This is a genomic window from Citrobacter sp. Cf116, from assembly GCF_030336505.1.
GTDB lineage: Bacteria > Pseudomonadota > Gammaproteobacteria > Enterobacterales > Enterobacteriaceae > Citrobacter > Citrobacter freundii.
Map to the genome: position 1 here is coordinate 594,435 of NZ_JAOWEQ010000040.1, position 26,300 is coordinate 620,734.

At 54.7% G+C, this 26,300-nt stretch carries 25 protein-coding genes; 15 read left to right on the forward strand and 10 right to left on the reverse strand.

All coding sequences use genetic code 11. The features are described from left to right. Positions 1-50: 50 nt before the first annotated feature. Positions 51-1,436, reverse strand: a complete 1,386-nt coding sequence (cysS, locus tag OGV74_RS19530) for a cysteine--tRNA ligase (protein WP_086503789.1) — start codon at positions 1,434-1,436, stop codon at positions 51-53. Between the two features lie 173 nt (positions 1,437-1,609). Between cysS and ppiB the strand changes: the two genes are divergently transcribed. The 5 genes from ppiB (at position 1,610) to mnmH (ending at position 5,823) form a co-directional block, all read left to right on the forward strand. Then, positions 1,610-2,104 (forward strand): peptidylprolyl isomerase B, encoded by a 495-nt coding sequence (ppiB, locus tag OGV74_RS19535; protein WP_003021875.1) that lies wholly within the window; start codon positions 1,610-1,612, stop codon positions 2,102-2,104. Between the two features lie 2 nt (positions 2,105-2,106). Further along, a complete protein-coding gene (gene lpxH / locus OGV74_RS19540; RefSeq protein ID WP_003835755.1) occupies positions 2,107-2,829 on the forward strand; it encodes a UDP-2,3-diacylglucosamine diphosphatase in 723 nt (240 codons plus the stop codon). A 238-nt stretch (positions 2,830-3,067) separates the two neighbouring features. Then, positions 3,068-3,577, forward strand: a complete 510-nt coding sequence (purE, locus tag OGV74_RS19545) for a 5-(carboxyamino)imidazole ribonucleotide mutase (protein WP_003021871.1) — start codon at positions 3,068-3,070, stop codon at positions 3,575-3,577. Then, on the forward strand, positions 3,574-4,641 hold the full coding sequence (gene purK / locus OGV74_RS19550) for a 5-(carboxyamino)imidazole ribonucleotide synthase (RefSeq protein WP_086503788.1): 1,068 nt from the start codon (positions 3,574-3,576) through the stop codon (positions 4,639-4,641). The genes purE and purK overlap by 4 nt, the downstream gene beginning before the upstream one ends. Positions 4,642-4,737: 96 nt before the next feature. Continuing rightward, positions 4,738-5,823, forward strand: coding sequence for a tRNA 2-selenouridine(34) synthase MnmH (gene mnmH / locus OGV74_RS19555; protein ID WP_061547893.1), 1,086 nt, complete (start codon positions 4,738-4,740; stop codon positions 5,821-5,823). Here mnmH and OGV74_RS19560 read toward each other — a convergent pair whose 3' ends face one another. From OGV74_RS19560 to ybbA, 6 genes are all read right to left on the reverse strand, one after another. Beyond that, positions 5,824-6,483 carry a methionine ABC transporter permease gene (locus tag OGV74_RS19560; protein ID WP_003021866.1) on the reverse strand — a complete coding sequence of 220 codons (660 nt, stop codon included), beginning with the start codon at positions 6,481-6,483 and terminating at the stop codon, positions 5,824-5,826. It abuts the gene before it with no gap. After that, complete coding sequence (sfbB, locus tag OGV74_RS19565; RefSeq protein ID WP_086503787.1) at positions 6,476-7,492, reverse strand: virulence-associated ABC transporter ATP-binding protein SfbB; 1,017 nt, start codon at positions 7,490-7,492, stop codon at positions 6,476-6,478. Before sfbB ends, OGV74_RS19560 begins: the two co-directional genes overlap by 8 nt. A gap of 63 nt (positions 7,493-7,555) precedes the next feature. Then, entirely contained in the window at positions 7,556-8,386 is an 831-nt protein-coding gene (locus OGV74_RS19570; protein WP_003021862.1) for a MetQ/NlpA family ABC transporter substrate-binding protein, read from the reverse strand. 275 nt (positions 8,387-8,661) lie between these two features. Then, a complete protein-coding gene (locus OGV74_RS19575; protein ID WP_048212385.1) occupies positions 8,662-9,795 on the reverse strand; it encodes a porin in 1,134 nt (377 codons plus the stop codon). A 188-nt stretch (positions 9,796-9,983) separates the two neighbouring features. Next, the gene (ybbP, locus tag OGV74_RS19580) at positions 9,984-12,398 is read right to left on the reverse strand and encodes a putative ABC transporter permease subunit YbbP (RefSeq protein ID WP_086503786.1); all 2,415 of its coding nucleotides are present in this window, start codon (positions 12,396-12,398) and stop codon (positions 9,984-9,986) included. After that, positions 12,395-13,081 (reverse strand): putative ABC transporter ATP-binding protein YbbA, encoded by a 687-nt coding sequence (gene ybbA / locus OGV74_RS19585; protein ID WP_048233212.1) that lies wholly within the window; start codon positions 13,079-13,081, stop codon positions 12,395-12,397. The genes ybbP and ybbA overlap by 4 nt, the downstream gene beginning before the upstream one ends. Between ybbA and tesA the strand changes: the two genes are divergently transcribed. From tesA to OGV74_RS19600, 3 genes are read left to right on the forward strand one after another with little or no spacing between them, the layout of a single operon-like run. Continuing rightward, positions 13,052-13,675: a multifunctional acyl-CoA thioesterase I/protease I/lysophospholipase L1 gene (tesA, locus tag OGV74_RS19590; RefSeq protein ID WP_032932667.1), complete on the forward strand. Its 624-nt coding sequence runs from the start codon at positions 13,052-13,054 to the stop codon at positions 13,673-13,675. The genes ybbA and tesA overlap by 30 nt on opposite strands. A 28-nt stretch (positions 13,676-13,703) precedes the next feature. Next, positions 13,704-14,474, forward strand: a complete 771-nt coding sequence (locus OGV74_RS19595) for an SDR family oxidoreductase (RefSeq protein WP_003021847.1) — start codon at positions 13,704-13,706, stop codon at positions 14,472-14,474. Between the two features lie 58 nt (positions 14,475-14,532). After that, a complete protein-coding gene (locus OGV74_RS19600) occupies positions 14,533-15,387 on the forward strand; it encodes a co-chaperone YbbN (RefSeq protein WP_003021844.1) in 855 nt (284 codons plus the stop codon). Positions 15,388-15,465: 78 nt separating this feature from the next. Here OGV74_RS19600 and fetB read toward each other — a convergent pair whose 3' ends face one another. After that, positions 15,466-16,245: an iron efflux ABC transporter permease subunit FetB gene (fetB, locus tag OGV74_RS19605; RefSeq protein WP_003835795.1), complete on the reverse strand. Its 780-nt coding sequence runs from the start codon at positions 16,243-16,245 to the stop codon at positions 15,466-15,468. Then, positions 16,232-16,909 (reverse strand): iron efflux ABC transporter ATP-binding subunit FetA, encoded by a 678-nt coding sequence (fetA, locus tag OGV74_RS19610; RefSeq protein WP_003021838.1) that lies wholly within the window; start codon positions 16,907-16,909, stop codon positions 16,232-16,234. The genes fetB and fetA overlap by 14 nt, the downstream gene beginning before the upstream one ends. Before the next feature lie 134 nt (positions 16,910-17,043). Here fetA and OGV74_RS19615 point away from each other — a divergent pair, with 134 nt between their 5' ends. The 4 genes from OGV74_RS19615 to OGV74_RS19630 are packed head-to-tail and all read left to right on the forward strand — an operon-like array spanning position 17,044 to position 21,266. Further along, positions 17,044-17,961, forward strand: coding sequence for an SPFH domain-containing protein (locus tag OGV74_RS19615; RefSeq protein ID WP_003021835.1), 918 nt, complete (start codon positions 17,044-17,046; stop codon positions 17,959-17,961). Further along, complete coding sequence (locus OGV74_RS19620) at positions 17,958-18,416, forward strand: NfeD family protein (protein WP_003021832.1); 459 nt, start codon at positions 17,958-17,960, stop codon at positions 18,414-18,416. Before OGV74_RS19615 ends, OGV74_RS19620 begins: the two co-directional genes overlap by 4 nt. Before the next feature lie 19 nt (positions 18,417-18,435). Continuing rightward, a complete protein-coding gene (locus tag OGV74_RS19625; RefSeq protein ID WP_286521419.1) occupies positions 18,436-20,580 on the forward strand; it encodes a PA5441 family protein in 2,145 nt (714 codons plus the stop codon). Continuing rightward, positions 20,550-21,266, forward strand: a complete 717-nt coding sequence (locus OGV74_RS19630; protein ID WP_003021825.1) for a DUF3142 domain-containing protein — start codon at positions 20,550-20,552, stop codon at positions 21,264-21,266. The genes OGV74_RS19625 and OGV74_RS19630 overlap by 31 nt, the downstream gene beginning before the upstream one ends. On the opposite strand, the gene cueR is transcribed toward OGV74_RS19630, so the two are convergent. Beyond that, positions 21,263-21,673, reverse strand: coding sequence for a Cu(I)-responsive transcriptional regulator (cueR, locus tag OGV74_RS19635; protein ID WP_003021822.1), 411 nt, complete (start codon positions 21,671-21,673; stop codon positions 21,263-21,265). The two genes, OGV74_RS19630 and cueR, sit on opposite strands and share 4 nt — an antisense overlap. A gap of 289 nt (positions 21,674-21,962) precedes the next feature. Here cueR and OGV74_RS19640 point away from each other — a divergent pair, with 289 nt between their 5' ends. From OGV74_RS19640 to hutW, 3 genes are read left to right on the forward strand one after another with little or no spacing between them, the layout of a single operon-like run. After that, entirely contained in the window at positions 21,963-24,107 is a 2,145-nt protein-coding gene (locus tag OGV74_RS19640) for a TonB-dependent receptor plug domain-containing protein (protein ID WP_086503784.1), read from the forward strand. Between the two features lie 2 nt (positions 24,108-24,109). Continuing rightward, the gene (locus OGV74_RS19645) at positions 24,110-24,934 is read left to right on the forward strand and encodes a heme/hemin ABC transporter substrate-binding protein (RefSeq protein WP_003021816.1); all 825 of its coding nucleotides are present in this window, start codon (positions 24,110-24,112) and stop codon (positions 24,932-24,934) included. Positions 24,935-24,952: 18 nt separating this feature from the next. Beyond that, on the forward strand, positions 24,953-26,290 hold the full coding sequence (gene hutW, locus OGV74_RS19650) for a heme anaerobic degradation radical SAM methyltransferase ChuW/HutW (protein WP_032948719.1): 1,338 nt from the start codon (positions 24,953-24,955) through the stop codon (positions 26,288-26,290). The last annotated feature ends 10 nt before the right edge of the window (positions 26,291-26,300 follow it).

Consider the following 26,300-nt stretch of genomic DNA (forward strand, 5'->3'; position numbering starts at 1 on the left):
TCCATCGTAGGCCGGATAAGGCGTAAGCCGCCATCCGGCAATATAGAGAGTTACTTACGACGCCAGGTGGTGCCCTGCGGGCCGTCTTCCAGCACGATGCCCATCTCATTGAGACGGTCACGCGCGGCATCAGCCGCCGCCCAGTCTTTCGCTTTACGCGCATCCAGACGCTGTTGGATTAACGCTTCAATTTCAGCAACTTCACCGTCATCCGCCTGCGCCCCGCTTTGCAGGAACGCTTCCGGATCCTGTTCCAGCAGTCCCAGCACGCTGGAGAGCTTGCGCAGATGCGCAGCCATACCGTTAGCCGCCGCCATATCTTCACCCTTCAGGCGGTTAACTTCACGCGCCATATCAAACAGCACAGAGTAAGCTTCCGGCGTGTTGAAGTCATCGTCCATCGCTTCAATGAAACGTGCTTCAAAGGCCTCGCCACCCGCAGGGGCAACGGATTTGTCGGTACCGCGCAGTGCAGTGTACAGACGCTCCAGCGCAGAACGCGCCTGTTTCAGGTTCTCTTCGCTGTAGTTGAGCTGGCTACGATAGTGACCCGACATTAGGAAGTAGCGGATGGTTTCGGCGTCGTAGTATTTCAGCACATCGCGCACGGTAAAGAAGTTGCCCAGCGATTTAGACATTTTCTCGCGGTCAACCATCACCATCCCGGAGTGCATCCAGTAATTAACGTACTCACCGTCATGCGCACAGGTGGACTGCGCGATTTCGTTTTCATGGTGCGGGAACATCAGGTCCGAACCGCCGCCGTGAATATCGAAATGGTTACCCAGTTGTTTGCAGTTCATCGCCGAACATTCGATGTGCCAGCCCGGACGACCAGCGCCCCATGGAGACGGCCAGCTCGGCTCGCCTTCTTTGGACATTTTCCAAAGCACGAAGTCCATCGGGTTACGCTTCACATCAACCACGTCAACGCGAACACCCGCCTGCAGCTGATCCAGATCCTGGCGTGACAGCTGACCGTAGTTCGGGTCAGTCGGCACGTCGAACATCACGTCGCCGTTATCAGCAACGTAAGCGTGACCTTTGGCAATCAGCTGCTCAGTGATTTCGATAATTTCAGCGATATGGTGCGTAGCGCGCGGCTCCAGATCCGGGCGCAGAATATTCAGCGCATCGAAATCGCTATGCATTTCCGCGATCATTCTGTCGACCAATGCGACAAAGCTTTCACCGTTTTCATTCGCGCGCTTGATGATTTTGTCATCAATATCGGTAATGTTGCGTACATACTTCAGCTTATAGCCGAGGAAGCGCAGGTAGCGCGCGACGACGTCGAAAGAAACAAAGGTACGTCCGTGGCCAATATGACAGAGATCGTAAACGGTAATACCACACACGTACATGCCGACTTCCCCGGCATGAATAGGTTTGAATTCCTCTTTTTGGCGCGTCAGTGTATTAAAGATTTTTAACATCGAAGATTCCGTGTAGACGTGTGTGGATAGTAAAGTCTGTATAATACCCATAATTTAGACCGGAAGCAGCACACTTTGCGAGGTGATCACAGCTTGCGGTTATGCTATAACACACCCCTAACTCTGACCCTTGACGGGGTCGAAGCACCAATCTATCGGAACAGGATGCAAAAATGGTTACTTTCCACACTAATCACGGCGATATCGTAATCAAAACGTTTGATGATAAAGCGCCTGAAACAGTTAAAAACTTCCTGGACTACTGCCGCGAAGGTTTTTACAACAACACCATTTTCCACCGTGTTATTAACGGTTTCATGATCCAGGGCGGCGGTTTCGAGCCAGGCATGAAGCAAAAAGCCACGAAAGAAGCGATCAAAAACGAAGCGAACAACGGTCTGAAAAACACCCGTGGTACGCTGGCAATGGCGCGTACTCAGGCTCCGCACTCCGCAACCGCACAGTTCTTCATCAACGTTGCTGACAACGACTTCCTGAACTTCTCCGGTGAAAGCATGCAGGGTTGGGGTTACTGCGTGTTCGCTGAAGTTGTTGAAGGCATGGACGTGGTTGATAAAATCAAAGGCGTTTCCACCGGTCGCAGCGGTATGCACCAGGATGTGCCAAAAGAAGACGTTATCATCGAAAACGTGACCGTCAGCGAGTAATCGTGGCGACACTGTTTATTGCAGATCTTCATCTCTGCACAGAAGAACCGGCGATCACCGCCGGTTTTCTGCGTTTTTTAGCCGGCGATGCGCGCAAGGCCGATGCGCTATACATTCTCGGCGACCTGTTTGAAGCCTGGATTGGCGATGACGACCCGAATCCGCTGCATCATGAAATGGCCGCAGCGATAAAAACGCTGGCAGATTCCGGCGTCCCCTGCTTTTTTATTCACGGCAACCGTGATTTTCTGCTCGGCAAACGTTTTGCCCGTGCGAGCGGCATGACCTTGCTTCCCGAAGAAAAAGTGCTCGATCTGTATGGCCGCAAGGTGCTGATCATGCATGGCGACACCTTATGCACCGACGACGCAGGCTATCAGGCGTTTCGCGCCAAAGTGCATCAACCCTGGCTACAGAAGCTGTTTCTCGCCCTGCCCCTGTTTGTTCGCCAGCGCATTGCCGCAAAAATGCGCGCCAACAGTAAAGCCGCCAACAGCAGTAAATCGCTGGAAATCATGGATGTGAATCCGCAGGCCGTGATTAACGAGATGGAAAAACATCAGGTCCAGTGGTTAATTCACGGACATACACACCGTCCGGCTGTCCACGAACTCACGGCCAATGAGCAACCCGCTTTCCGCGTGGTATTAGGCGCATGGCATACCGAAGGCTCAATGGTGAAAGTCACGCCCAGCGACGTTGAGCTAATCGCGTTTCCGTTTTAATTCTGCAGATATCCAGTTCCTCTTTACACAAAACTATTCGAGTTGCATCGAGGCGGCAAATCTGTGAGTCCCCAGGAGCTTACAAAAGTAAGTGACTGGGGTGAGCAGATGCAGCCAACAAAGAGGCAGCTTGAAGAGTGAAGTGTAAAGCGCGCAATCGTTTTCCTTGAAGGTTAATTATGCTATTCTCTGTGGCCTCAAAAGTCGAGTGTAGTGCACCACAGGAGTTTTCAGACGCATGTCTTCCCGCAATAATCCGGCGCGTGTCGCCATCGTGATGGGGTCCAAAAGCGACTGGGCTACCATGCAGTTCGCCGCCGAAATCTTCGAAATCCTGGACGTTCCGCATCATGTTGAAGTCGTCTCCGCCCACCGCACCCCAGACAAATTGTTCAGCTTCGCCGAAAGCGCTGAAGAGAACGGTTTTCAGGTGATTATTGCCGGAGCCGGTGGCGCAGCGCATTTGCCAGGCATGATTGCGGCGAAAACGCTGGTGCCAGTTCTCGGCGTTCCGGTGCAAAGCGCAGCGTTGAGCGGCGTAGATAGCCTCTACTCCATCGTTCAAATGCCGCGCGGTATTCCGGTCGGCACGCTGGCGATCGGCAAAGCGGGTGCGGCCAATGCGGCCCTACTGGCAGCGCAAATTCTGGCCACACACGACAACGCATTACACCAGCGTCTGGACGACTGGCGCAAAGCACAAACCGATGAAGTGCTGGAAAACCCGGACCCGCGAGGTGCGGCATGAAGCAGGTCTGCGTACTCGGCAACGGTCAGCTAGGACGCATGCTGCGCCAGGCCGGCGAGCCGCTGGGCATTGCGGTCTGGCCCGTCGGGCTGGACGCTGAACCGGCTGGTGTCCCTTTTCAGCAAAGCGTGATCACCGCAGAGATTGAGCGCTGGCCGGAAACGGCGCTCACTCGCGAACTGGCGCGCCACCCGGCATTTGTTAACCGCGACGTCTTCCCGATTATTGCCGACCGTCTGACGCAAAAGCAGCTTTTTGACAAGCTAGGTCTGGCGACCGCGCCGTGGCAACTGCTGGCAGATAAAAGCGAATGGTCTGCGGTATTCGACAAACTCGGCGAGCTGGCGATCGTCAAGCGTCGCGTCGGCGGCTATGACGGTCGTGGACAGTGGCGTTTGCGCGCAAATGAAACCGCACAACTGCCGGATGATTGCTATGGCGAGTGCATCGTCGAGCGGGGAATCAACTTCTCTGGCGAAGTCTCACTGGTTGGCGCTCGGGCGCATGACGGCAGCACCGTTTTCTATCCGCTAACCCATAACCTGCATCAGGACGGCATTCTGCGCACCAGCGTGGTGTTCCCGCAGGCTAACGCCAGACAGCAGGCACAGGCTGAAGCGATGCTCTCCGCCATCATGCAGGAGCTGGGCTATGTCGGCGTGATGGCGATGGAGTGTTTCATCACCCCGGAAGGTCTGCTGATCAACGAACTGGCTCCGCGCGTGCACAACAGCGGACACTGGACGCAAAACGGCGCCAGCATCAGCCAGTTTGAGCTGCACCTGCGCGCCATTACCAACCTGCCGTTACCTACGCCGGTGGTGAACCATCCTTCGGTGATGGTAAACCTGATTGGTAGCGACCTGAACTACGACTGGCTGAAGCTACCGCTGGTACACCTGCACTGGTATGACAAAGAAGTGCGTGAAGGGCGTAAGGTGGGTCACCTGAACCTGAGCGACAGCGATACCGCGCGCCTTAGCGCCACGCTGGAAGCGCTCATTCCCCTGCTGCCGCCGGAATATGCCAGCGGTATTATCTGGGCGCAGTCAAAGCTGAAATAAGCCATTAATGCCGGGGAATGGATTTTATCCTTCCCCGGCCCCTCTCCTGGCGCGTAAAATCCCCTCCATTGCTGTTTTGTATTTTCAGGATCAAACATGAACGATGGAACGGACTATCGCGCAATTCTGCTCGCCGGTACGCCTTTAATCGATGTACGCGCCCCCGTCGAATTTCAGCAGGGCGCCATGCCGGGCGCAATAAACCTTCCCTTAATGAACGATGACGAACGTGCTGCCGTGGGTACCTGTTATAAACGTCAGGGGCCTGAGGCCGCCCTCGCGCTCGGCCATCAACTGGTCTGTGGCGAGACTCGCCAGCAACGCATGAAGGCCTGGCTGAATGCCTGTCGTCAAAATCCTGCGGGCTACTTATGCTGCGCGCGCGGCGGCCAGCGTTCGCACATTGTGCAGCAATGGCTGCACGAGTCCGGTACTGACTACCCGCTAATACAAGGCGGTTATAAAGCATTGCGTCAGGCGGCGATTCAACTGACTGAAGAGCTGGTACAAAAACCGATCGTCTTAATAGGCGGCTGTACCGGGAACGGTAAAACGCAGCTAGTGCAACAGCAGCCAAACGGTGTGGATCTCGAAGGTCTGGCGCACCATCGCGGTTCCTCGTTTGGTCGCACCGTTGAGCCGCAGCTGAGCCAGGCAAGCTTTGAAAACCTGCTGGCGGTCGAAATGCTGAAAACCGACAGCCGTCAGGATCTGCGTCTGTGGGTACTTGAAGACGAAGGCCGCATGATCGGCGCTAATCATCTGCCCGAATGTTTGCGCGAACGCATGAGCCAGGCTGCTATTGCGGTGGTGGACGATCCTTTTGAGCTACGGCTGGAGCGACTGCGCGAAGAGTATTTTGTGCGCATGCACCACGATTTCACTCACGCTTATGGCGAGAGTCAGGGCTGGCAGGAGTACAGCGAGTATCTGCACCACGGTCTGTTTGCTATCCGCCGTCGTCTGGGTTTGCAACGTTTTGCCGAGCTGACCACCCTGCTCGACGTGGCTCTGCGCGAACAGCAGGCAACGGGCAGCACCGACGCGCATATGGGCTGGCTGGTGCCGTTGCTCAACGAGTATTACGACCCGATGTATCGCTATCAGCTGGAAAAGAAAGCCGCGAAAATCGTCTTTCACGGCTCATGGCAGGAGGTGGCTGACTGGCTTAGCGTACAGTAATCAATGTCTGTCGCGCTTGTCTGCGCGTTTCGCCAACCAGTCGCCCAGCACCTGAACGACTTGCACCAGAATAATCAGTGCCACCACGGTGACGATCATGACCTGGGTTTCGTAGCGGTAATAACCAAAGCGAATCGCCAGGTCGCCGACTCCACCGCCGCCAACGATACCGGCCATTGCGGAGTAACCGATCAGACTCACCAGCGTTATCGTCAGCCCACGCAGCAGACCCGCGCTCGCCTCCGGTAACAGAACGGTGCAGATGATGCGCATCGGGCTGGCGCCAAACGCTTCCGCCGCCTCGATAATGCCTTTATCGACTTCACGTAGCGCGCTATCAACCAGACGGGCATAGAAAGCAATTGCAGCTACCGAAAGTGGGACCGATGCCGCGATGGGTCCAATGGTATTGCCGAGCAAAAACTGGGTTAGCGGCAACAACAGAACCAGCAGGATCACAAACGGCACCGAGCGGATAATATTCACCAGCACGGAGCTGAGCAGATACACAAAACGGTTCTGCCAGAATAAATGCCGGTCGGTAACGAAAATAAGAAAACCGAGCGGCAGACCGCCAATAATCGCCAACAGCGTAGAGATGCTCAGCATCTGGAAGGTTTCATTAAACGCCAGCGTCAAATCAGGCAATAAATCATCCACGAATCACCTCCACCTGTGCAGTACGTTGACGAATATGTTCCACGGCGACATCCACCGTAGAAGGGTTATGCGGCGCGGTCAGTTGCACCACCAGAATCCCCAGCGCACGTTCGCCGATATATTCAATTTTGCCGTGCAGAATGTTCACCGCCACGCCAAATTTAACCGCCACTTCTGACAACACCGGCTGTTCTGCCGAATCGCCGATAAAAAGAATTTTCAGCAACTGGCCGGGCAGATGCTGGCGCAGACGCTCGGGTAGCGTCAGATTGAGGGTATGCGACACCAGTTGCTGAGTGAAAGCGTGCTGCGGGTGAGCAAAAACATCAAACACCTCACCAGACTCCACCACCTTGCCACCGGACATCACCGCCACGCGATCGCAAATCGATTTGATTACGTTCATCTCATGGGTGATCAGCACGATCGTGATCCCCAACTGTTGGTTGATCTGCTTAAGCAACGCCAGAATCGTGGCCGAGGTTTCGAGATCTAACGCGGAAGTGGGTTCATCACACAGCAGCACATCCGGGTGATTGGCAATTGCGCGGGCAATACCCACACGCTGCTTTTGCCCACCGCTGAGCTGAACCGGAAAGCGGTTCGCCTTGTCTGACAGCCCCACCAGCGACAGGATTTCGCTCACGCGCGGGCCAATTTTACTGCGTTCCCATCCGGCAGCCTTCAGGCTAAAGGCGACGTTTTGTGCCACGGTACGGGTATGCATCAGATTAAAATGTTGAAAAATCATCCCGATACGCTGACGGGCTTTACGTAGATGCGCGCCTTCCAGTGCGGAAATTTCTACGCCGTTCACCTTAACGCTTCCCTGGCTCGGACGCGTTAAGGCGTTCAGGGTGCGCAGCAGCGTACTTTTTCCCGCGCCGCTGGTCCCGACAATGCCAAATATCTCACCTGCGCCAATGCGCAAGCTAACGTCATCAACCGCCCGGGTTGATGCTCCACGGCCTGCGCTAAAATCCACGCAAACTTTCTCAATCTCAATCATAGCCACCTCAGAAATGCGAAAAGGGCAGTCGTCGCTGCCCCTGTTAACCCTTGTGCGCAGCGATTATTGGGCTGCCGACATCCATTCCGGTTTCTGGAAGGCGCTGTAGATATTTTGCGGATCGTCGATCACCGCACGATACGCCGGAGATTTCACCGCCTCGACAATATCTTTCGCGAATGGTTTATCCGCATCTTCACTGCGTACCGCGATGATATTTTTCAGATTTTCGTCCAGGTGTTCCTGCTTGATGGCGCTGGCGAGATCCAGTTTTGCCGCTACGGCAAAGTTGCCGTTGACCAGCGCACCGGTCACACCGTCCAGCGTACGCGGCAGTTGTGCCGCTTCCAGCGGTTTAAACACCAGCCCTTTCGGGTTGCTGGCGATATCGCGCTCAGAGGCTTTAGTCGGGTCGATGTTATCTTTGATAGTGATAAGGCCAATTGATTGCAGGAAACGCAGACCGCGAGCCAGGTTAGTGGGATCGTTGGAAAGCGTGATCACATCCCCTTTTTTCAACTCATCCAGGCTTTTGATTTTATGTGAGTAAAACCCCATCCCGGCCGTCGGGACCACAATCAGCTTACTCAGCTTCAGGCCTTTATCGGCGGTGAATTTGTCAAAGTAGAGTGAATGCTGGAACAGGTTGGCATCGATGCTGCCGTTGGAGAGCGCCATGTTCGGCTGCACGTAGTCGCTAAATTCGCGCACCACGACCTTATAGCCTTTCTCTTTCAGCGTAGGGGCAATGGCTTGTTTTACCATATCGCCGTACGGCCCAGGTGCGACGCCAAATACGATGGTGTGCGGATCACTGTTCGCATGAGCAAATTGTAATCCACAGGCCAGTAACAGCGCCCCGGTCGCGACGCGTAAACTCTGACGCAATCCCATAATCTCTCCATTTTAACGTTGTGGTGTCATGTCTCACGCCGTTCTTGCGGCGTTGTTCTTGTTGGCCTGTTAACAGGCTGATTGTTAACATGACACAGATCACAACCTGCTGTCCTTGAAATTATTTCATGATGTTGCAGAGTGTGTTTTTAAATGTGAGAAGGCATGAAAAAGCCGGATGTCGGCACAAGTGCCTTATCCGGCCTACAAATAACGCGATCCCCCTGCTCTCGTAGGCCCGATAAGCGCAAGCGCATCGGGCGGCAGGCGTTCGATTAGAAGTCGTAACGCAGACGCACCAGGTTCATGTCGCCCAGATTGTCGGTGCTGGAGGTGAAGACGTGTTCGTAATCCACACGGAAACCGTAATCCAGCTGGAAGCTGATACCCACACCGTTGTCGGTACGCAGGTAGTTACGGCCATTCACGTATTCAATACGATCGCCCATAAAGTATGGCTGCACGGATTTCAGCGCATACTGACCAACTGGGAAGGTGTAACCCGCGAAGTATTCCAGACCCCAAGCATCACCGGCAAAGTAGTCGTTAACCGAGACTTTTTTGGTGGTCATGAAGTTCTGATACCAGCCGCCGCCCATTGAGAAGGTCCAGTTGTCCGGTTTCCAGCTCAACGCAGTACCGACGATGTTTTGATCGTAGGTTTTGCTGGTGTTGCCGCGCATTTCCGCGCGGGTGTAGTTCCACGCCGTACCCCAGGTCAGGTCATCGGTGATGTGATAATCCACACCCAGCGAGCCGCCGCCTTTACGTTTGTAGCGCAAACCGTTGTTCGGGTTGTAGTCATCGCTGAACAGATAAGACGCGTAAAGATCAACATCGCCTACCGTATTTTTATACTTCAGTGACTTACGTGTACGATAGGAACCGTCGTAGTCGCCATTGATACCGTTACCTGGCGCCTGGCCGATCATGTCGTAGTCCCAGATATCCGTTTTCGCACCCACCACATCATAGTAAATGCTGTTCTGTTGACCGAAGGTCAGCGTACCCCAGGTCGCGCTCTTCAGACCGGTGTACAGCATACGACGCGTAGTATCGTTGGCGCCGTTAGCATAGTGATTGTCCCAGTTGAACATCGCCGGGAAGTTAACGCCCAGCTCGTAATAGCTCACCCAACTGATGTCATCAAACAGATAGTAGTCAGCGGCGAAGCGGAAACGCGTTCCACCGTCGAAGCCATTACGTTTGTAGCCATTCTTACCATCGTCACCGGCCATATTCTGGAACTGCGGACGAATACTCCCGCCGACGGTGAAATTAAGACGGCTCAGCGGGTTGCCCGCCTGCGGATCTTGTTTCAGGACCGTGATTTCCGCCTGGGAGGCGAAAGTCGTTAATGCCACTGCTGCGCCGATCGATACCGCCAGCGCCGTTTTTTTTATAGTCATTATTTGTACCTTGATAGATAGCCTGCCAATTATTCAGCATACAAATATTAACGTTTATTAATACACTCGTGTTGTCGGGTTTTTATTGTTCTGTGCTGTTAAATATCAATGAGTTATCATTTTGTGCTACATAGATAAAAAAAAGCACCGATTTAAAAAAACCGGTGCGTAATCATCACGAATATGAATTAACTGCTGAACTGACGGAACAGCGCTTTGCCTTTAAGAAGACGTGAACCGAGCCATCCGCCACAGAGAGAGAGCAGCAATGCCCCACAAAGCGGCAACACAACCCACAGCCGCCAGTCTGGCTCCCAGGGGAAATCAAACACGCGGGTTTGCAGCACCGCCAGCGCAGTTTCCGCCCCGATGGCCGCCACCAGTCCGGCGACCATCCCGAGCATGGCGAACTCGCACCACAGCGTGGTACGCAGCAGCTTCTTGCCCGCGCCCAACGTGCGCCAGACCACCAGTTCCTGATGACGCTGACGCATCCCGACCTGCACCTGCGCCAATAGCAGCAACATACCGCAAGCGGTGACCAGCACTACCATCACCTCCAGCGCGCGGCTCACCTGCTCCAGCACCTGACTCACCTGTTTGAGAATAGCGCCAATATCCAGCAGGCTGATAGTCGGGAATTCGCGGTTAAGCTGCGTCAGCATGCCGTTGCCGTTCTCCCAGCGAAAGCTGGTTAACCAGCTTTGTGGCTGAGCATCCAGCGCGCCGGAAGGGAAGATAAAGAAAAAGTTTGGTCGCAGGCTTTCCCAGTCCACTTTGCGCAGACTGCTGACCGTGGCGCTGAAATCCTGGGTATCCCCCATAAAGGTCACCCGATCGCCAAGCTTAACGTTCAGCCGTTTCGCCAGCCCCTCTTCCATCGACACTTCGCCCGCTTTTGGCGGCCAGCTCCCGGCAACGATCGGGTTATGATCCGGGCGGGTATCCTGCCAGGTCAGATTAAGCTCGCGGTTCAGCGCTTCATCCTGATTGCCTTCGGTCGATTTCTCATTGATCGCCGTCAGACGCGCCCGCACTATCGGGTAGAACGACTCAGGGATCACCTGATGCTCAGCAAGGAAAACCTTCAGCGGAGCCACCTGCTCAGTGGCAATGTTGATCAGAAAATAGTTTGGACTTTCCGGCGGCATTTGCTGCTGCCAGCGGTCGAGGAGATCGCCGCGCAGCACCAGCAACAGCGCCAGCAGCATAAAGGACAGCGAAAATGCCGACAGTTGACTCAGCGTTGACCACGGCTGGCGCAACAGCCGGCTGACCGCCAAACGCAGCGGCAGCGAGGTCAGCGTCAGACCACGCAGCAGGTTAAGCAACATCCAGCCCAACACGCCGCACAGCAGCGCCAGCACCACAGCCCCGGCCAGTACCGCCCACAGCAGCATACTTCCGCCCATCAATCCGGCCAGCAGCGCAACCACAACTATCGTTGCTACGGGCAGATAGACCTTAAGCGGCCAGACGTTTGCCACCACGTCGCGACGCAGTACCCGCAGCGGCTGCGTCGCCAGCAGCAGGCGATAAGGGCGTAGCCCCACCAGCAGAGAAATGACGGTCATCGTACCGAGTGCCCACAGCCACGGCCACAGGCTGGCGGGCGGCAGCTCACCGGGCAGAACTGGCTTCAGTAATACCACCAGCACCCGCTCAAATAACAGCCCGAACAGCCCGCCGGTCACGCCAGACAGCGCCAGCACCATCAGCCACTGGCCAATAATCAGCTTGCGCAGCTGCGCCCTGCCCGCACCGAGCGTTTTTAATATCGCCACCAAATCGTAACGACTGCGACAGTAATGATTCATCGCCACGGCAACGGCAGCAACCGCCAGCAGTAGCGTTAACAGTGCCGACAGCAGCAGGAACTGTTGCGAACGCTCCAGTGATTTCCCCAACGCCCCTTCATCCTGCTCCAGCCCATACCAACGCTGTTCTGGCTTTAACTGCGGAAGCAGCCATTTTTCATAGGCTTCCAGTTGCTGTGGCGTACCACCAAATTTATAGCGCCAGGTCACACGGCTTCCCGGCTGGACCGCCGCCGTTTTTTCGACATCCGCCATGTTCATCATCAGGCGCGGCGCTATCTGGAAGGGATTAAAACCGGAATCCGGTTCCTGCACCACTTCTCCGGCGATGCGCAGGGTGGCATCGCCAACGTCGATGGAATCACCGATTTTTAAGTTGAGTAGCGCCATCAGACGCGGGGCCAACAGCACTGAGCCCGGCTGCGGTTTCAGCCCCGGCGGATTGGTTTGCAGCGTGCCGTACATCGGATACACATCATCCACTGCTTTGACGTTCGCCAGTTGCGGCGTATCCCGGGCAAAGGTCATGGTGGCAAAGGTGAGCTGTTCACCCACCTTCAGACCACGCTGTCGCGCCTCGTCAATCCACGCTTTCGGTACGGCGCGCGAACTTTGCAGCGACCGATCGCCCGCCATAAACTCACGACTTTGCTGGCTCAACCCTTTTTCCATGCGATCGCTGATATTGCCAAGCGCCAGTACACAGGCCACCGCCAGGCTTAACGCCAGCCAGACAATCAGTAATGAAGGCGAGCGCCATTCGCGCCAGAACCAGCGTGCAATCATGCCTCCTCCTGCAACTGTCCGTTCACCAGGCGTAAACGCCTATCGCAACGCGCCGCCAGCTGCGGGTCATGGGTCACCAGAATCAGGGTGGTACCGTGTTCCCGGTTCAGAGAAAACAGCAGGTCGGCGATTTTGTCTCCGGTCTGGCGGTCCAGATTGCCCGTTGGTTCATCGGCAAACAGCACGTCAGGGCGTCCGTTAAACGCCCGTGCCAGCGCTACGCGTTGCTGCTCCCCGCCGGAAAGCTGGGCCGGAAGATGATCAAGACGTTTTCCCAACCCCAGTTGCTCCAGCAGCGTTTTTGCCCCGTCACGGCTTTTTCCGCTATTTTCGCCGCGTAGCAGCGCGGGCAGTTCGACGTTTTCCAGCGCGTTGAGGGTTGGAATTAACATGAATGACTGGAAGACAAAACCCACGTGCCGCGCCCGCAGCTGCGCCCGGGCTTCTTCGTCCATAGTGTGCAGCGCCTGCCCCACCAGGCTGACTTCACCGCTGGTGCCATCGTCCAGCCCGGCGAGGATCGCCAGCAGCGTGGATTTCCCCGATCCCGACTCGCCAATCAACGCAATGGTCTCGGCGCGTTTGACAACCAGTTCAACTCCGGTAAGGATGGATAGCTCTTGATCACCCTGACCGACGGATTTCTTAAGATGATGAACTTCAACAATGTTTTCCGCTGGCATTGGCCTTTCCTGTTCCTGGTCCTGTTAACTTTCCGCGCCGCCGCTGCGGACACGTTATTAATTCTGGGTGACAGCCTGAGCGCCGGATACCGTATGTCCGCCAGCGCCGCGTGGCCTGCGCTACTTAATGATAAATGGCAAACCAAAACGCCAGTGGTGAATGCCAGCATTAGCGGCGACACCTCGCAGCAAGGTCTGGCCCGTCTGCCTGCATTACTCAAGCAGCACCAGCCGCGCTGGGTGCTGGTCGAACTTGGCGGTAACGATGGCCTGCGCGGCTTTGCGCCTGCGCAAACCGAACAAACCCTGCGCACGATTCTGCAGGATGTCAAAGCGGCAAATGCCGAACCGCTGCTGATGCAAATTCGTCTGCCGGCAAACTATGGCCGCCGTTATAATGAAACCTTTAGCGCGATTTATCCAAAGCTCGCCAAAGAGTTTGATATTCCTCTGCTGCCATTTTTTATGGAAGAGGTTTATCTGAAACCCCAGTGGATGCAGGATGATGGTATTCATCCTAACCGTGACGCTCAGCCGTTTATTGCCGACTGGATGGCGCAACATCTCACTCCTCTAGTAAATCACGACTCATAAAACAACGGAGATCCTGACAGGTAAAGTTATGCAAAAATCGGTCTTAATAACAGGATGTTCCAGCGGAATCGGTCTGGAAAGCGCACTTGAACTAAAGCGCCAGGGTTTTCAAATTCTGGCAGGCTGTCGCAAACCTGACGATGTCGCGCGTATGAACAGTATGGGATTCACTGGCGTATTGCTGGATCTGGATTCACCTGAAAGCGTGGATCGTGCCGCCGATGAAGTGATCGCCCTGACCGATAATCGTTTATATGGGATCTTTAACAACGCCGGATACGGTGTCTATGGTCCCCTGCCCACCATCAGCCGTGAACAGATGGAACAGCAATTTTCCGCCAACTTCTTTGGCGCACATCAGCTTACCATGCGCCTGTTGCCCGCTATGCTCCCTCACGGCGAAGGGCGTATCGTGATGACTTCATCGGTGATGGGATTGATCTCAACGCCGGGACGCGGCGCCTATGCCGCCAGCAAATATGCGCTGGAAGCCTGGTCCGACGCGCTGCGTATGGAACTGCGCCACAGCGGCATTAAGGTCAGCCTGATTGAGCCCGGCCCCATCCGTACCCGCTTTACCGAAAACGTCAACCAGACCCAGAGCGATAAGCCCGTCGAGAACCCCGGCATTGCCGCGCGTTTTACGCTGGGACCAGAAGCGGTTGTCGCCAAAGTACGTCATGCATTTGAGAGCGATAAACCAAAGCTACGTTATCCGGTTACGCTGGTGACCTGGGCAGTGATGCTACTTAAACGCCTGTTGCCAGGCCGCATAATGGACAAAATTTTACAGGGTTGAGTTGAAGCACGCGCGTCAGCCCCCATGTAACAAGAAATCGACAAAAGAGAGTAACTCCATGTCCACACAGAATATTGTTAACATTAACGAATCGAACCTGCAGCAGACCCTTGAACAGTCGATGACCACGCCGGTCCTGTTCTATTTTTGGTCTGAGCGCAGCCAGCACTGCCTGCAATTGACGCCGGTACTGGAGAGCCTTGCCGCCCAGTACAACGGTCAGTTTATTCTCGCCAAGCTCGACTGCGACGCCGAGCAGATGATCGCTTCTCAGTTTGGCCTGCGCGCCATCCCTACGGTTTATCTGTTCCAGAACGGTCAGCCAGTAGACGGATTCCAGGGCCCGCAGCCGGAAGAGGTTATCCGCGCACTGCTGGAAAAAGTGTTGCCGAGCGAAGAAGAGCTGAAAGCGCGTCAGGCTATCGAATTCATCGAAGCCGGTAATCACGCGGATGCACTGCCGCTGCTGAAAGAAGCCTGGCAGATCTCCAACCAGAGCAGCGAAATTGGCCTGCTGCTGGCGGAAACGCAAATCGCCCTCAATCGTTCTGACGATGCCGAAGCGGTGCTGAAAACCATTCCGTTGCAGGATCAGGATACCCGCTATCAGGGACTGGTGGCGCAGATAGAACTGCTGAAGCAGGCGGCGGATACGCCGGAAATCCAACAGCTGCAGCAGCAAGTCGCCAGCAATCCGCAGGATGCGGTGCTGGCAACTCAACTAGCCATCCAGTTACATCAGGTCGGACGTAACGAGGAATCACTGGAACTGCTGTTCAGCCACCTGAAGAAAGATCTCACTGCTGCCGACGGTCAGGCACGTAAGACCTTCCAGGAGATCCTTGCCGCACTCGGAACCGGCGATGCGCTGGCCTCAAAATACCGCCGCCAACTGTACGCACTGTTGTACTAATCCGTTTGATTTTGCCCGATGGCGCTTGCGCTTATCGGGCATACAAATTCTACCAATACCGATCCCTCCGGCATCACATCACGTCTTCTTCAAATGCGTTACGACTAATTGGTGGCGCGAATTATAGAACTTCCGATAAGTCAGGTAGCAGGCAATAATGGTCGACAGGCTGGCGGTAGAAAGCAGCATAAACGTCACCATAATCTGATATTTAATCGCTTTTACTGGATCAATACCCGCGAAGATCAACCCGGACATCATCCCCGGTAAACTTACCAGCCCTACCGTTTTTGCAGAGTCGATCGTTGGGATCAGCGAGGCGCGAATGCTGTCGCGAATCAGCGGCGCAGAGGCCACTTTCGGCGTCGCGCCGAGGCTAAGTTTTTCCTGAATTTGCTGCTGTTCGCTGTTAAACCGCTGTCCCAGATTGTTGTAACACAGCCCCACTGCCACCATCGCATTGCCTGCAATCATGCCGGAGATCGGGATGACCTGCATCGGCGTGAACTCGATAGAGCCAGACAAAACCAGCACCGCCAGCGTTAGCCCCGCCCCCACCGTGATAGCGATAAACGACGAGAGGAAAGCTTTATCAATATATTTACTGCGCTTTTGTGCGTTATAAGCCGCGTTAAAGCAGATAAACAGCACCATCAGTAAGGTCAGAATACTGTGGTTAACGCCAAAAATATATTTCAGCACATAGCCGACGATAATCAGCTGAACCACTGCCCGGCAAACGCTCCAGAGAATATCTTTCTCCAGCGCCAGTTTTTCTTTGTGGCTAATCAGAATCGCCACCACCACCAGCATCATCGCTAATGCCAGGGACTCATTGGTAATATTATGCTCGTTCATTGCGTGCTTCCTGCATTTCTCCGGCGTGCGGTTGAAGGGTTATGACATTATCCGCATGCGTAATTTCATCTTTGTCGTGCGTCACCCACAGCACCGCAATATTCTTATCGCGAACATAGTGGTGAATTAATTCGTTCACATTACGTTTATTAGCCTCATCCAGCGCGCTGGTGATTTCATCAAGCAGCAGAATTTTGGGCAGAAACTGCAAATTACGAATTAGCGAGACGCGCTGCTTCTCGCCACCGGACAGCTCATTGATGCTTTTTTTGAGGATCGTCTCGGGGAGATCAAAATGGGCCAGATCGCTCAGAAACGCATCCGGCTCCGGACGTTTGTTACGGATTTGCCAGGGGAAAATGAGGTTGTCGTAAACGGTGTCACCAAATAAAGCAGGCGTTTGCGCACAATAGGAGACCTGCTGGCGATACGTTTCCGGCTTGAGGGTATTTATCTCCTTGCCTTCAAAGAGAATTTCACCGGCAGTCGGACTCATTAATGACGCCACAATCTTGAGTAACGTACTTTTCCCACAGCCGGACTGGCCGGTAATCAGCTTAAATTCTCCGGCGCGGAGATCAAAACTGATGTTATTGAGAACCTGCGTCTCCCCTGCCTGCCATGCGACATTTTTTAACTGAAGCAAAATACTGCTTTCTTCCATTACCCATTCCTTTTTTACATCTTTCGTGCAGACAGTCTATGCCTGTAATTTATTATAAGGGAGCCCACCTTGATAAATCGGGTATAATTTGATTAATGAGGCAGTAAAGGACAGCACAACAGGAGTTTTCATCAATGCTCATTTTTATTCCTATTCTTATTTTTGTCGCGCTGGTGATCGTCGGCGCTGGCGTCAAAATCGTCCCGCAGGGATATCAGTGGACGGTAGAGCGTTTTGGCCGTTACACCAAAACCCTGCAACCGGGTTTAAGCCTTGTTGTGCCGTTCATGGACCGCATTGGTCGTAAGATCAACATGATGGAACAGGTGCTTGATATCCCTTCTCAGGAAGTCATCTCCAAAGATAACGCCAACGTCGCAATTGATGCCGTGTGCTTTATTCAGGTGATCGACGCGCCGAAAGCCGCCTATGAAGTCAGCAACCTGGAACTGGCGATTATCAACCTGACCATGACCAACATTCGTACCGTTCTCGGTTCGATGGAACTCGATGAAATGCTCTCCCAACGCGACAACATCAACACGCGCCTGCTGCATATTGTTGATGAAGCCACGAATCCCTGGGGCATCAAAATCACCCGTATCGAGATCCGCGACGTGCGTCCTCCGGCAGAACTTATCGACGCGATGAACGCGCAGATGAAAGCCGAACGTACCAAGCGCGCCTACATTCTTGAGGCCGAAGGGATCCGTCAGGCAGAAATCGTCAAGGCCGAAGGTGAGAAACAGTCGAAGATCCTTAAAGCGGAAGGTGAACGCCAGTCCGCGTTTTTACAGGCTGAAGCGCGTGAACGTTCAGCAGAAGCCGAAGCTCGCGCAACGCAGATGGTGTCTGAGGCCATTGCTGCTGGGGATATTCAGGCAGTGAACTACTTCGTGGCACAGAAATACACCGAAGCGCTGCAGCATATCGGCTCGTCGAATAACAGCAAAGTGGTGATGATGCCGCTGGATGCCAGCAGCCTGATGGGCTCTATTGCCGGGATCGCCGAACTGGTTAAGGACAGCGCCAGCGAGCGGAAAAAATCATGATAGCGATGATTCTGGTGCACCCGCACATCTTCTGGCTCAGCCTCGGCGGTTTGCTACTCGCCGCCGAGATGCTGGGCGGCAACGGCTATCTGCTGTGGAGCGGCGTGGCAGCGGTGATTACCGGTCTGGTCGTCTGGCTCGTTCCGCTAGACTGGGCGTGGCAGGGGGCAATGTTCGCCGTCCTCACCCTGCTGGCGGCGTGGCTGTGGTGGAAATGGCTGGCAAGGCGCGTTCAGGAGCAGAAACCCGCCGACAGCCATCTTAACCAGCGCGGACAGCAGCTGGTTGGCCGACGATTTATTCTGGAAACCGCCCTGGTCAATGGTCGCGGACACATGCGCGTCGGCGATAGCTCATGGCCCGTTAGCGCCAGCGACGATTTGAGCGCCGGAACGCAGGTTGAAGTCATTGCCGTTGAAGGGATAACCCTGATTATTAAAGCGGTATCACACTAAAAAGACAGGAAATAAGACTATGGTCAGGAAGACACCCCTTGCCTTTGCCCTTTGCACATTACTGACCGCCGCCCCGCAGGCATTCGCCTCTTTCGATATGGAAGACTGCAAATGGAGCGACGACAGCTGCCTGCTGAAAGGCACGCCGACCTTCAACCCTGAAAACGACAGTCGCGACAACCTGCTGCGGCTGCTGAGCCAGGAAAAATCATTTGCTCTGCCGGTGCAATCAATGCCAGCAGATATCACCCGCTCCCGGGATTTCTATTTTGCCTATCACCCGCAATGGGATGAGGCAACCTCGCAGCCAGCCGCTGCTCCGGCATCCGCCGCAGACAGCCCACTCTCCCGACAGATGGCCGAACTGAACATTAGCGCAGACGAAATAAACGTCAACGACGCTGAGCTTGAGAACCGTCATGTTTCGAATAACACCGAGAGCGTCAGCGCATTTTTTGCCGCACTGCTGGCCGACTCGACGTTAACGGCGGAACAGCGCCAGGCCTTAGCCCAGGCGCGTACGGGGCTGCTATCCGGGGCAACCCGCGAGCAAATTGAGTCTTCACTTGCCACCCTCCCGGCTGATTCACCGGCTCAGTCCTATAAAAATTATCTGGCCGCAGCTGCCAGTTTCTATGCCGGTGATTATGCCAGCGCCGAACGGGATTTCACTCAGCTTGCCAAAAGTGAGCGCCCGTGGCTGGCAGAGACCGCGCAATACATGCTGATGCGTGCGGCCTTGAACAAGAGCAGCCAGAACAGCGTAGGCGAGTACGGCGATTTTGATATTGCAAAAATTAACCGCGAGGACGCGACTCAGGCTCAGACGCAGGCACAAGCCTACCTGCAACGCTTCCCGCAAGGCCTGTATGCCGACTCCGCGCGCGGTATGCTGCGTCGCATCAACTGGTATTTACAGGCGTGGCCGCAGCTGGCCGGGTTGTATGAGCAGACGCTCCAGCAGTCGGCTGACGCTCGGCAACTGCGAGAAATAGTCATCGAATACGATAATGTCTACGGTATGGCGTTCTACGAACAGTCCGTGGTGGAAGCATTCCCCGATGCGCCGCTTGTCAGCTATATCGAACTGCTGCGCGCGCTGCGTCTGGATAACAACAGTAAACCCACGCTGACCCAGGCGCAGCTCGATGCCAGCAAACCGGTGTTTGAGCAGAGCCAAAAACTGCCGCTATGGCGCGATCTGCAACTGAATCTGTGGCTGGCGACGGAGAACTACGCGGCGATTATTCAGGCAGTTACGCCAGAGCAGAAACTCGCCATTCACGATAACCTCGCCTTCAGCGAACAAGTGCTGTACGGCGAAGCGCTGATGGGCCAGAAGAACTGGCGCGCGGCGAGTGATTTCTGGCAGCAGTTGCTAAAACTCAGCCAGGACAACGAACAGCAGCAGTATGTACAGGCTAAGCTCGCCGCAACGCTGGTTTATAGCGGCGACGTGGCGGCGGTTTTTGCCCCAGAAAGCGCAGTAACCAACCTACGTTTTCGCTCGCAGATACTGAAAACACAGGCCTCGCCTGAACTGCTGCGCCAGCAGGCCGTCCATGGACCTAACAATGAAGAGCGTACCATCGCCCTGCATACGCTGCTGGTACGCGATCTTACCGAAAACCGCTTTGGCGACTGGTTGAATGACAGAAAACTGGCCAGCGCCATTACTCCGCCGGTTATTGGCGACGCGTTTGATGACGTTAATCTGAGTATTTTCGACTGGAATGGCGACGCTGCCGAGCGCGGTTACACCTGTCGCAGCCTCAATGAAACGGTAACGGTATTGAGCAAAAAAGCGGATGATGCCCACGCGCTGAACTGCTTAGGCGAATTCTTCCGCACCACGCAAACCCACGTCGATTTGTGGAAAAACAGTGCTGGCAACGACGTTCTTGAATCAGCAATATCGCGCAAGGAGCCGTTCGGTCAGTTCGACAGGCAACGCTACTATCAGCAGGTGATCACTTCGCCGAAAGCAGAGGTTGAAGACAAGAGCTTCGCGCTGTATCGCGCCATCATGTGCTATGCGCCGTCAGGCTCTAACGAGTGCGGCGGTGAGGAAGTGGATAAACTGCAGCGTAAAGGCTGGTTCACCCAACTGAAAACGCAGTATCCGGGAAGTCCGTGGGCGCAAAAACTCAAATACTACTGGTAACCGCGCTGCTGACAGGCCAGCCGCAGGCGGCGGATATCGTCGCCGCCCGTGAGCATCCGGCCTTCTGGCTGTGGTCCGGCGTGAAGGCCAGTGATGAGCTGAAAGACGCACAAACGGTCTATCTGCATCAGGGTGAGGTGCTGGTTCGTTCGGGTAACGTGGTTTTCCAGCGTCTCGGGCTGCCGGTCAGCCGCCTGTCTTTTCCCTCGATCTGGCTGACCGTGCGCTTTACCACGCTCGACGTACCGGAGGCGATCCCGGCTCGAATCATAAGATTGATGCAACGCTGGCAGGCCGCCGGGAATCATGTAGTCGGCCTGCAGGTTGATTTTGACGCGGCGACCCATCAGCTTGCCGATTACGCCCGCTTTCTGCAGCAATTACGCCAACAGTTACCGGCCGAGTTTGCACTTGGCGTGACTGGACTGCTGGATTGGGCAAAAACGGGCGACGTCGCCACGCTGAATGCGCTGGCGGTCGATGAACTGGTGGTCCAGAGCTATCAGGGCCGTCATACGGTAACGAATTATCAGGCGTATCTGCCCGCACTCAGTCGTCTGCGCATTCCGTTTAAGCTGGGGCTGGTGCAAAACGGTAGCCGGGACCCGCAGGCTGAAGCGCAGCTTGAGAAATCCCCGTGGTACCGCGGCACGGTGGTATTTATGCTTAATCCCCCTCGCCGTTAAGCCTTCGCTTTATGGTGGCAGCAGCCGGAGAGGTTATCAATGATCGGGCATTCGGCGCTGTCATCGCCAGGGCAACTCTCCGCCAGTGCCAGCAAATGCAAGCGCATGGCCTGCAGCTCGCTGATATGCCGCTCAATGTCCGCGACCTTTTCTAAGGTACGCTTTTTCACATCTGCGCTATGACGCGCCGGATCGTTAAACAGATTCACCAGTTCGCCGCACTCTTCGAGATTAAAACCCACCTGGCGTGCCTGGCGCAGCAGCGTAAGTTCATTCAGATGCTGTTGGTTGTATGTGCGATAGCCATTTTCGCTACGCAGCGGCGGCGTCACTAAGCCTTTTTCTTCATAAAAGCGTATCGCTTTGCTGGTCAAACCGGTTCTTTTCGCAACATCGCTAATATTCACATTTCCCCCGCGGATCTTGTTGGTACTGAGCCCATTATAGCCCAGATTGTCCTGATGATTTACCCGAGAACCCTGCACATTTCCCACCCTCACCGCGATGCACAAATCCTTTTAATTCACATTGTTATATCCGATTTAGATCACATTTATGCATTTAATGACTGCACGAAATTGACTCAAATCAAAAGATATATTGGTTCTACATCTTTCATCTTGAACAAAGGGAAACAATTTTATATATAAACGCGAATGATAATGATGATCATTTACATTCAATAAAGGTTCTCTTATGTTGCCACGGAATAACCAAAGGCCATTTATTCTTTCAGCCCTGACATTATGCATGTCCGGCGCCGCTTTTGCAGCTACCTCTCCAACACACGCTTCTACGTCCGACGAAGACACGGTTATCGTCACGGCTAACCGCACAGAAAGTAGCCTTTGGGATAGCCCAGCAACCATACAGGTTATCGATCGCCAGACGCTGCAAAACTCCACCAGCGTTTCTATTGCTGATGATTTACAAGATATTCCCGGCGTCGAAGTCACCGATAACGCCCTCGCAGGGCGGAAACAAATTCGTATCCGTGGCGAAGCGTCTTCGCGGGTGCTGATTTTGATCGACGGCCAGGTCGTCAGTTACCAACGTGCCGGACAAAACTACGGAGCCGGTTTGCTGATTGACGAATCCGCGCTGGAACGGATTGAAGTGGTCAAAGGCCCCTATTCTGTCCTCTACGGTTCGCAGGCGATTGGCGGTGTCGTAAACTTTATTACCAAAAAAGGCGGTGATAAGCCTCTCGGCGGCAGCGTTAAGGCTGTTTATAACTCCGCAACGGCAGGATGGGAAGAGTCGGCAGCGGCCTGGGGGAGCATCGGAAACTTTGACTACCGCATCAATGGCAGCTATTCCGACCAGGGGGACCGCGATACGCCTGACGGAAGATTGCCCAACACCAACTTCCGTAATAACGGCCAGGGCGTATGGCTGGGTTACAACTTCGATCGCCACAAAATTGGGCTCTCCCTCGATCGCTACAAACTGTCTACTCAAACCTGGTTTGACGATCCAGAGGGCCAGTTCGACGACTTTAGCGTCAAAATACCTAAGCTGGAACGCGAGAAAATCGGTCTTTTCTACGACTACGCGGCCGATGGGGGTTACCTGAAGAACATCCATGTTGACGCATACAGCCAGACAATAGAGCGCAAATTTGAAAACCGGGTCAAAACGACCCAGGTTATCCCCAGCCCGATGATTAAAGCGCTGACGGTCAGCAATCAGACCAATACCAACGACAAACAGTATACCCAAGGGGTAACGCTACAGAGCAACTTCTCCCTGCCTGCTAACAACGAGCTGGTGATTGGCACTCAATATCAGCATGACAAAATAAAACAGGACACGGACGGCAGTACGCGCCAGACCGCAGCTACCGGCTTCTTCGATACGCAAACACGTACCCTGTCATACAACGAAGCGGAGCAAAGCAACACCTCATTGTTCGCGCAAAACGACTGGCGCTTTGCCGATGACTGGACGTGGACCGTAGGCGCACGCCAGTACTGGCTGTCTTCGAAGCTCAAGCGCAACGATACGCAAACCCTGCAAAGCAGCGGCAGCACCTGGCAATCCACCGGAGGAAATTCCGTTCACGATGATGAACTGGTGACCTCAACCAGCCTACGCTATTCCGGTTTTAAAGATCTTGAACTTCGGGCTGCATATGCCCAGGGCTATGTCTTCCCCACGCTGACTCAGCTGTTTATGCAGACGTCCGCAGGCGGCAGCGTAACCTACGGCAATCCAAACCTGAAGGCGGAACACTCGAATAACTATGAGCTGGGTGCACGGTATAAAGGGAATATGTGGCTGATTGACGGCGCCATTTATTACTCCGAAGCCAAAGACTATATCGCCAGCCTGGCCTGTTCAGGTCAACCCGTATGCAGCGGTAATACCACCTCTTCACGGGGCGGCTATTACTACTACGACAACATCGATCGGGCCAAAACCTGGGGCATGGAACTCACCGCAGAATACAACGGCTGGGCAGTTTCACCTTACCTGAGCGGTAATCTCATTCGCCGTCAGTACGAAGGCAATACCCTTAAAACCTGGGATACCGGCGAACCCACTCTGACCGGGCGCGTCGGCCTGAAACATACCTGGTTGATGAACGCCGCTAACCTGACGTCCGATGTCTTTATCCGCGCGGCGTCCAGCGCCAAAGATAATACCGGCACCACGGAAATCAACTACCCAGGCTGGGCCACGCTTAACCTTGCATTCAACACCGAGTTCGGTCCGCAGGATCAGTATCAGGTCAACCTCGCGCTCAACAACCTGACCGACAAGCGTTACAGAACCGCGCATGAATCTATTCCAGACGCTGGTTTCAATGCCGCCGTTGGCTTTGCGTGGAATTTCTGACGATGAAAAAACTCTTGATTGGCTTACTGAGCCTCGCCTGCGTTTTCAGTGCCCAGTCCGCCGACCGCCTGGTGGTGGCGGGCGGCTCTCTTAGCGAACTGATATACGCCATGGGCATCGGCAACCGGGTGGTCGGCGTTGATGAAACCACCTCGTATCCACCCGAAACTGCCGCACTCCCGCATATCGGCTACTGGAAGCAGTTAAGCAGCGAGGGCATTTTATCGCTGCATCCGGACAGCTTTATCACCTGGCAGGATGCTGGCCCTCAAATCGTGTTGGATCAGTTGCGGGCGCAAAAAGTTAACGTCGTGACGTTGCCGCGCGTACCGGCCACCGTCGAACAGATGTACGCCAACATTCGGGAACTGGCTCAAACCCTGCGCATTCGCGAACAAGGTGAGACGTTGATCGATCGCATACGTCAACGTCTGGATCGCGTTCAGCACAACGTGGCAGCGAAAAACGCGCCGGTCAAAGCCATGTTCATTCTCTCCGCTGGCGGCAGCGCGCCACAGGTCGCCGGAAAAGGCAGCGTAGCCGATGCCATTATGACCCTCGCAGGCGCACAAAATGTCGCCACCCATGCGCAGTATAAAAGCTACAGCGCGGAATCGCTGATCGCCGCCAACCCAGAGGTGATCGTGGTGACGTCGCAAATGGTGGATGGCGGTCTGGCTCGTCTGAGCGCGATTGCCGGTATTACCCACACTGCGGCCTGGAAAAACCAGCGCATTGTGGCGGTTGACCAGGCGCTAATTCTGGGTATGGGGCCGCGCGTCGCCGATGCGGTTGAAGCCCTGCACCAGCAATTCTGGCCTCACTAACTGGATTTATAAAGAACAATGAAAACTGAACACTCGCTGGATCTCACCGCGCATTTTGCGCTCGAGGGAAGTCAGCCATTTAAGGATCGCCGCGCCACGATGCCCTGGCGTGGGGCGATCCCGGTAGCCAAAGAGCTATTGTCACAAACCTGGCAGGAGGTCATCAGCCAGCCAACCCCACCGCGGAAACGGTTGGTGTACTTGCATATCCCTTTCTGTGCAACACATTGTACTTTCTGCGGTTTTTATCAAAACCGCTTTGAAGAGGATCACTGCGCCCGCTACACCAACGCGCTATTACGCGAAATAGAGATGGAAGCCGATAGCGCATTGCATCAGTCGGCCCCGATTCACGCCGTCTATTTTGGCGGCGGTACACCGTCTGCGCTGTCGGCACGGGATCTGGCCAGAATCATCACCGCACTACGTGACAAGCTACCGCTGGCGCCGGACTGCGAAATCACCATTGAGGGGCGGGTACTCAATTTTGACGATGCGCGAATAGATGCCTGCCTTGACGCTGGCGCCAATCGATTTTCGATCGGCATTCAGTCATTTAACAGCCGGATCCGCAAGAAAATGGCGCGCACTTCGGACGGCCCGACCGCGATGGCCTTTATGCAGGGGTTGGTAAAACGGGATCGAGCCGCCGTGGTCTGCGATCTGCTGTTTGGTCTGCCAGGACAGGACGCAAAGGTGTGGAGCGAGGATCTGGCGATTGCCCGCGACATCGGCCTCGACGGCGTAGATCTTTATGCGCTGAACCTGCTCCCTAATACACCGCTTGGCAAAGCGGTTGAAACCGGGCGCACAACGGTTCCCTCTCCTGCCGAACGTCGCGACCTCTATCTTCAGGGCTGCGATTTTATGGACAGCGCGGGCTGGCGCTGCATCAGCAACAGCCACTGGGCGCGCACCACACGGGAACGCAATCTGTACAACCTGCTGATTAAACAGGGCGCAGACTGTCTGGCATTCGGTTCTGGCGCAGGAGGGTCAGTCAATGGCTATTCCTGGATGGTCGAGCGCAATCTGACCACATGGCATGAATCCATCGCCGCCGGAAAAAAACCGCTCATGATGATGATGCGCACCGCTGAGCGTGGTTTCCAGTGGCGACACACCCTCCAGGCCGGTATTGAAACGGCCCGCGTCCCGCTGGATGAACTGACACCTCATGCACAAAAACTGACCCCGCTACTGACCCAGTGGCATCACGCAGGACTGACGCGAGATGCCAGCACCTGTGTACGCCTGACCAATGAAGGGCGTTTTTGGGCGAGCAATATTTTGCAGTCTCTTGATGAACTGATTCAAACACTTAACACGCCGCGTATTGCGGTAGAGCAACCATAAAAGGAGTGAA

Excerpts from the sequence above, each read along its gene's own strand:
- purE (WP_003021871.1), top strand. The coding sequence starts at position 3,068 with ATGTCTTCCCGCAATAATCCGGCGCGTGTCGCCATCGTGATGGGGTCC.
- hutW (WP_032948719.1), top strand. The coding sequence starts at position 24,953 with ATGAAAACTGAACACTCGCTGGATCTCACCGCGCATTTTGCGCTCGAG.
- ybbA (WP_048233212.1), bottom strand. The coding sequence starts at position 13,081 with ATGCCAGCGGAAAACATTGTTGAAGTTCATCATCTTAAGAAATCCGTC.
- ybbP (WP_086503786.1), bottom strand. The coding sequence starts at position 12,398 with ATGATTGCACGCTGGTTCTGGCGCGAATGGCGCTCGCCTTCATTACTG.
- tesA (WP_032932667.1), top strand. The coding sequence starts at position 13,052 with ATGAACTTCAACAATGTTTTCCGCTGGCATTGGCCTTTCCTGTTCCTG.
- fetA (WP_003021838.1), bottom strand. The coding sequence starts at position 16,909 with ATGGAAGAAAGCAGTATTTTGCTTCAGTTAAAAAATGTCGCATGGCAG.
- sfbB (WP_086503787.1), bottom strand. The coding sequence starts at position 7,492 with ATGATTGAGATTGAGAAAGTTTGCGTGGATTTTAGCGCAGGCCGTGGA.
- OGV74_RS19570 (WP_003021862.1), bottom strand. The coding sequence starts at position 8,386 with ATGGGATTGCGTCAGAGTTTACGCGTCGCGACCGGGGCGCTGTTACTG.
- OGV74_RS19625 (WP_286521419.1), top strand. The coding sequence starts at position 18,436 with ATGGTCAGGAAGACACCCCTTGCCTTTGCCCTTTGCACATTACTGACC.
- purK (WP_086503788.1), top strand. The coding sequence starts at position 3,574 with ATGAAGCAGGTCTGCGTACTCGGCAACGGTCAGCTAGGACGCATGCTG.
- cysS (WP_086503789.1), bottom strand. The coding sequence starts at position 1,436 with ATGTTAAAAATCTTTAATACACTGACGCGCCAAAAAGAGGAATTCAAA.
- OGV74_RS19575 (WP_048212385.1), bottom strand. The coding sequence starts at position 9,795 with ATGACTATAAAAAAAACGGCGCTGGCGGTATCGATCGGCGCAGCAGTG.
- ppiB (WP_003021875.1), top strand. The coding sequence starts at position 1,610 with ATGGTTACTTTCCACACTAATCACGGCGATATCGTAATCAAAACGTTT.
- OGV74_RS19640 (WP_086503784.1), top strand. The coding sequence starts at position 21,963 with ATGTTGCCACGGAATAACCAAAGGCCATTTATTCTTTCAGCCCTGACA.
- OGV74_RS19620 (WP_003021832.1), top strand. The coding sequence starts at position 17,958 with ATGATAGCGATGATTCTGGTGCACCCGCACATCTTCTGGCTCAGCCTC.
- fetB (WP_003835795.1), bottom strand. The coding sequence starts at position 16,245 with ATGAACGAGCATAATATTACCAATGAGTCCCTGGCATTAGCGATGATG.
- OGV74_RS19645 (WP_003021816.1), top strand. The coding sequence starts at position 24,110 with ATGAAAAAACTCTTGATTGGCTTACTGAGCCTCGCCTGCGTTTTCAGT.
- OGV74_RS19595 (WP_003021847.1), top strand. The coding sequence starts at position 13,704 with ATGCAAAAATCGGTCTTAATAACAGGATGTTCCAGCGGAATCGGTCTG.
- OGV74_RS19615 (WP_003021835.1), top strand. The coding sequence starts at position 17,044 with ATGCTCATTTTTATTCCTATTCTTATTTTTGTCGCGCTGGTGATCGTC.
- OGV74_RS19600 (WP_003021844.1), top strand. The coding sequence starts at position 14,533 with ATGTCCACACAGAATATTGTTAACATTAACGAATCGAACCTGCAGCAG.
- mnmH (WP_061547893.1), top strand. The coding sequence starts at position 4,738 with ATGAACGATGGAACGGACTATCGCGCAATTCTGCTCGCCGGTACGCCT.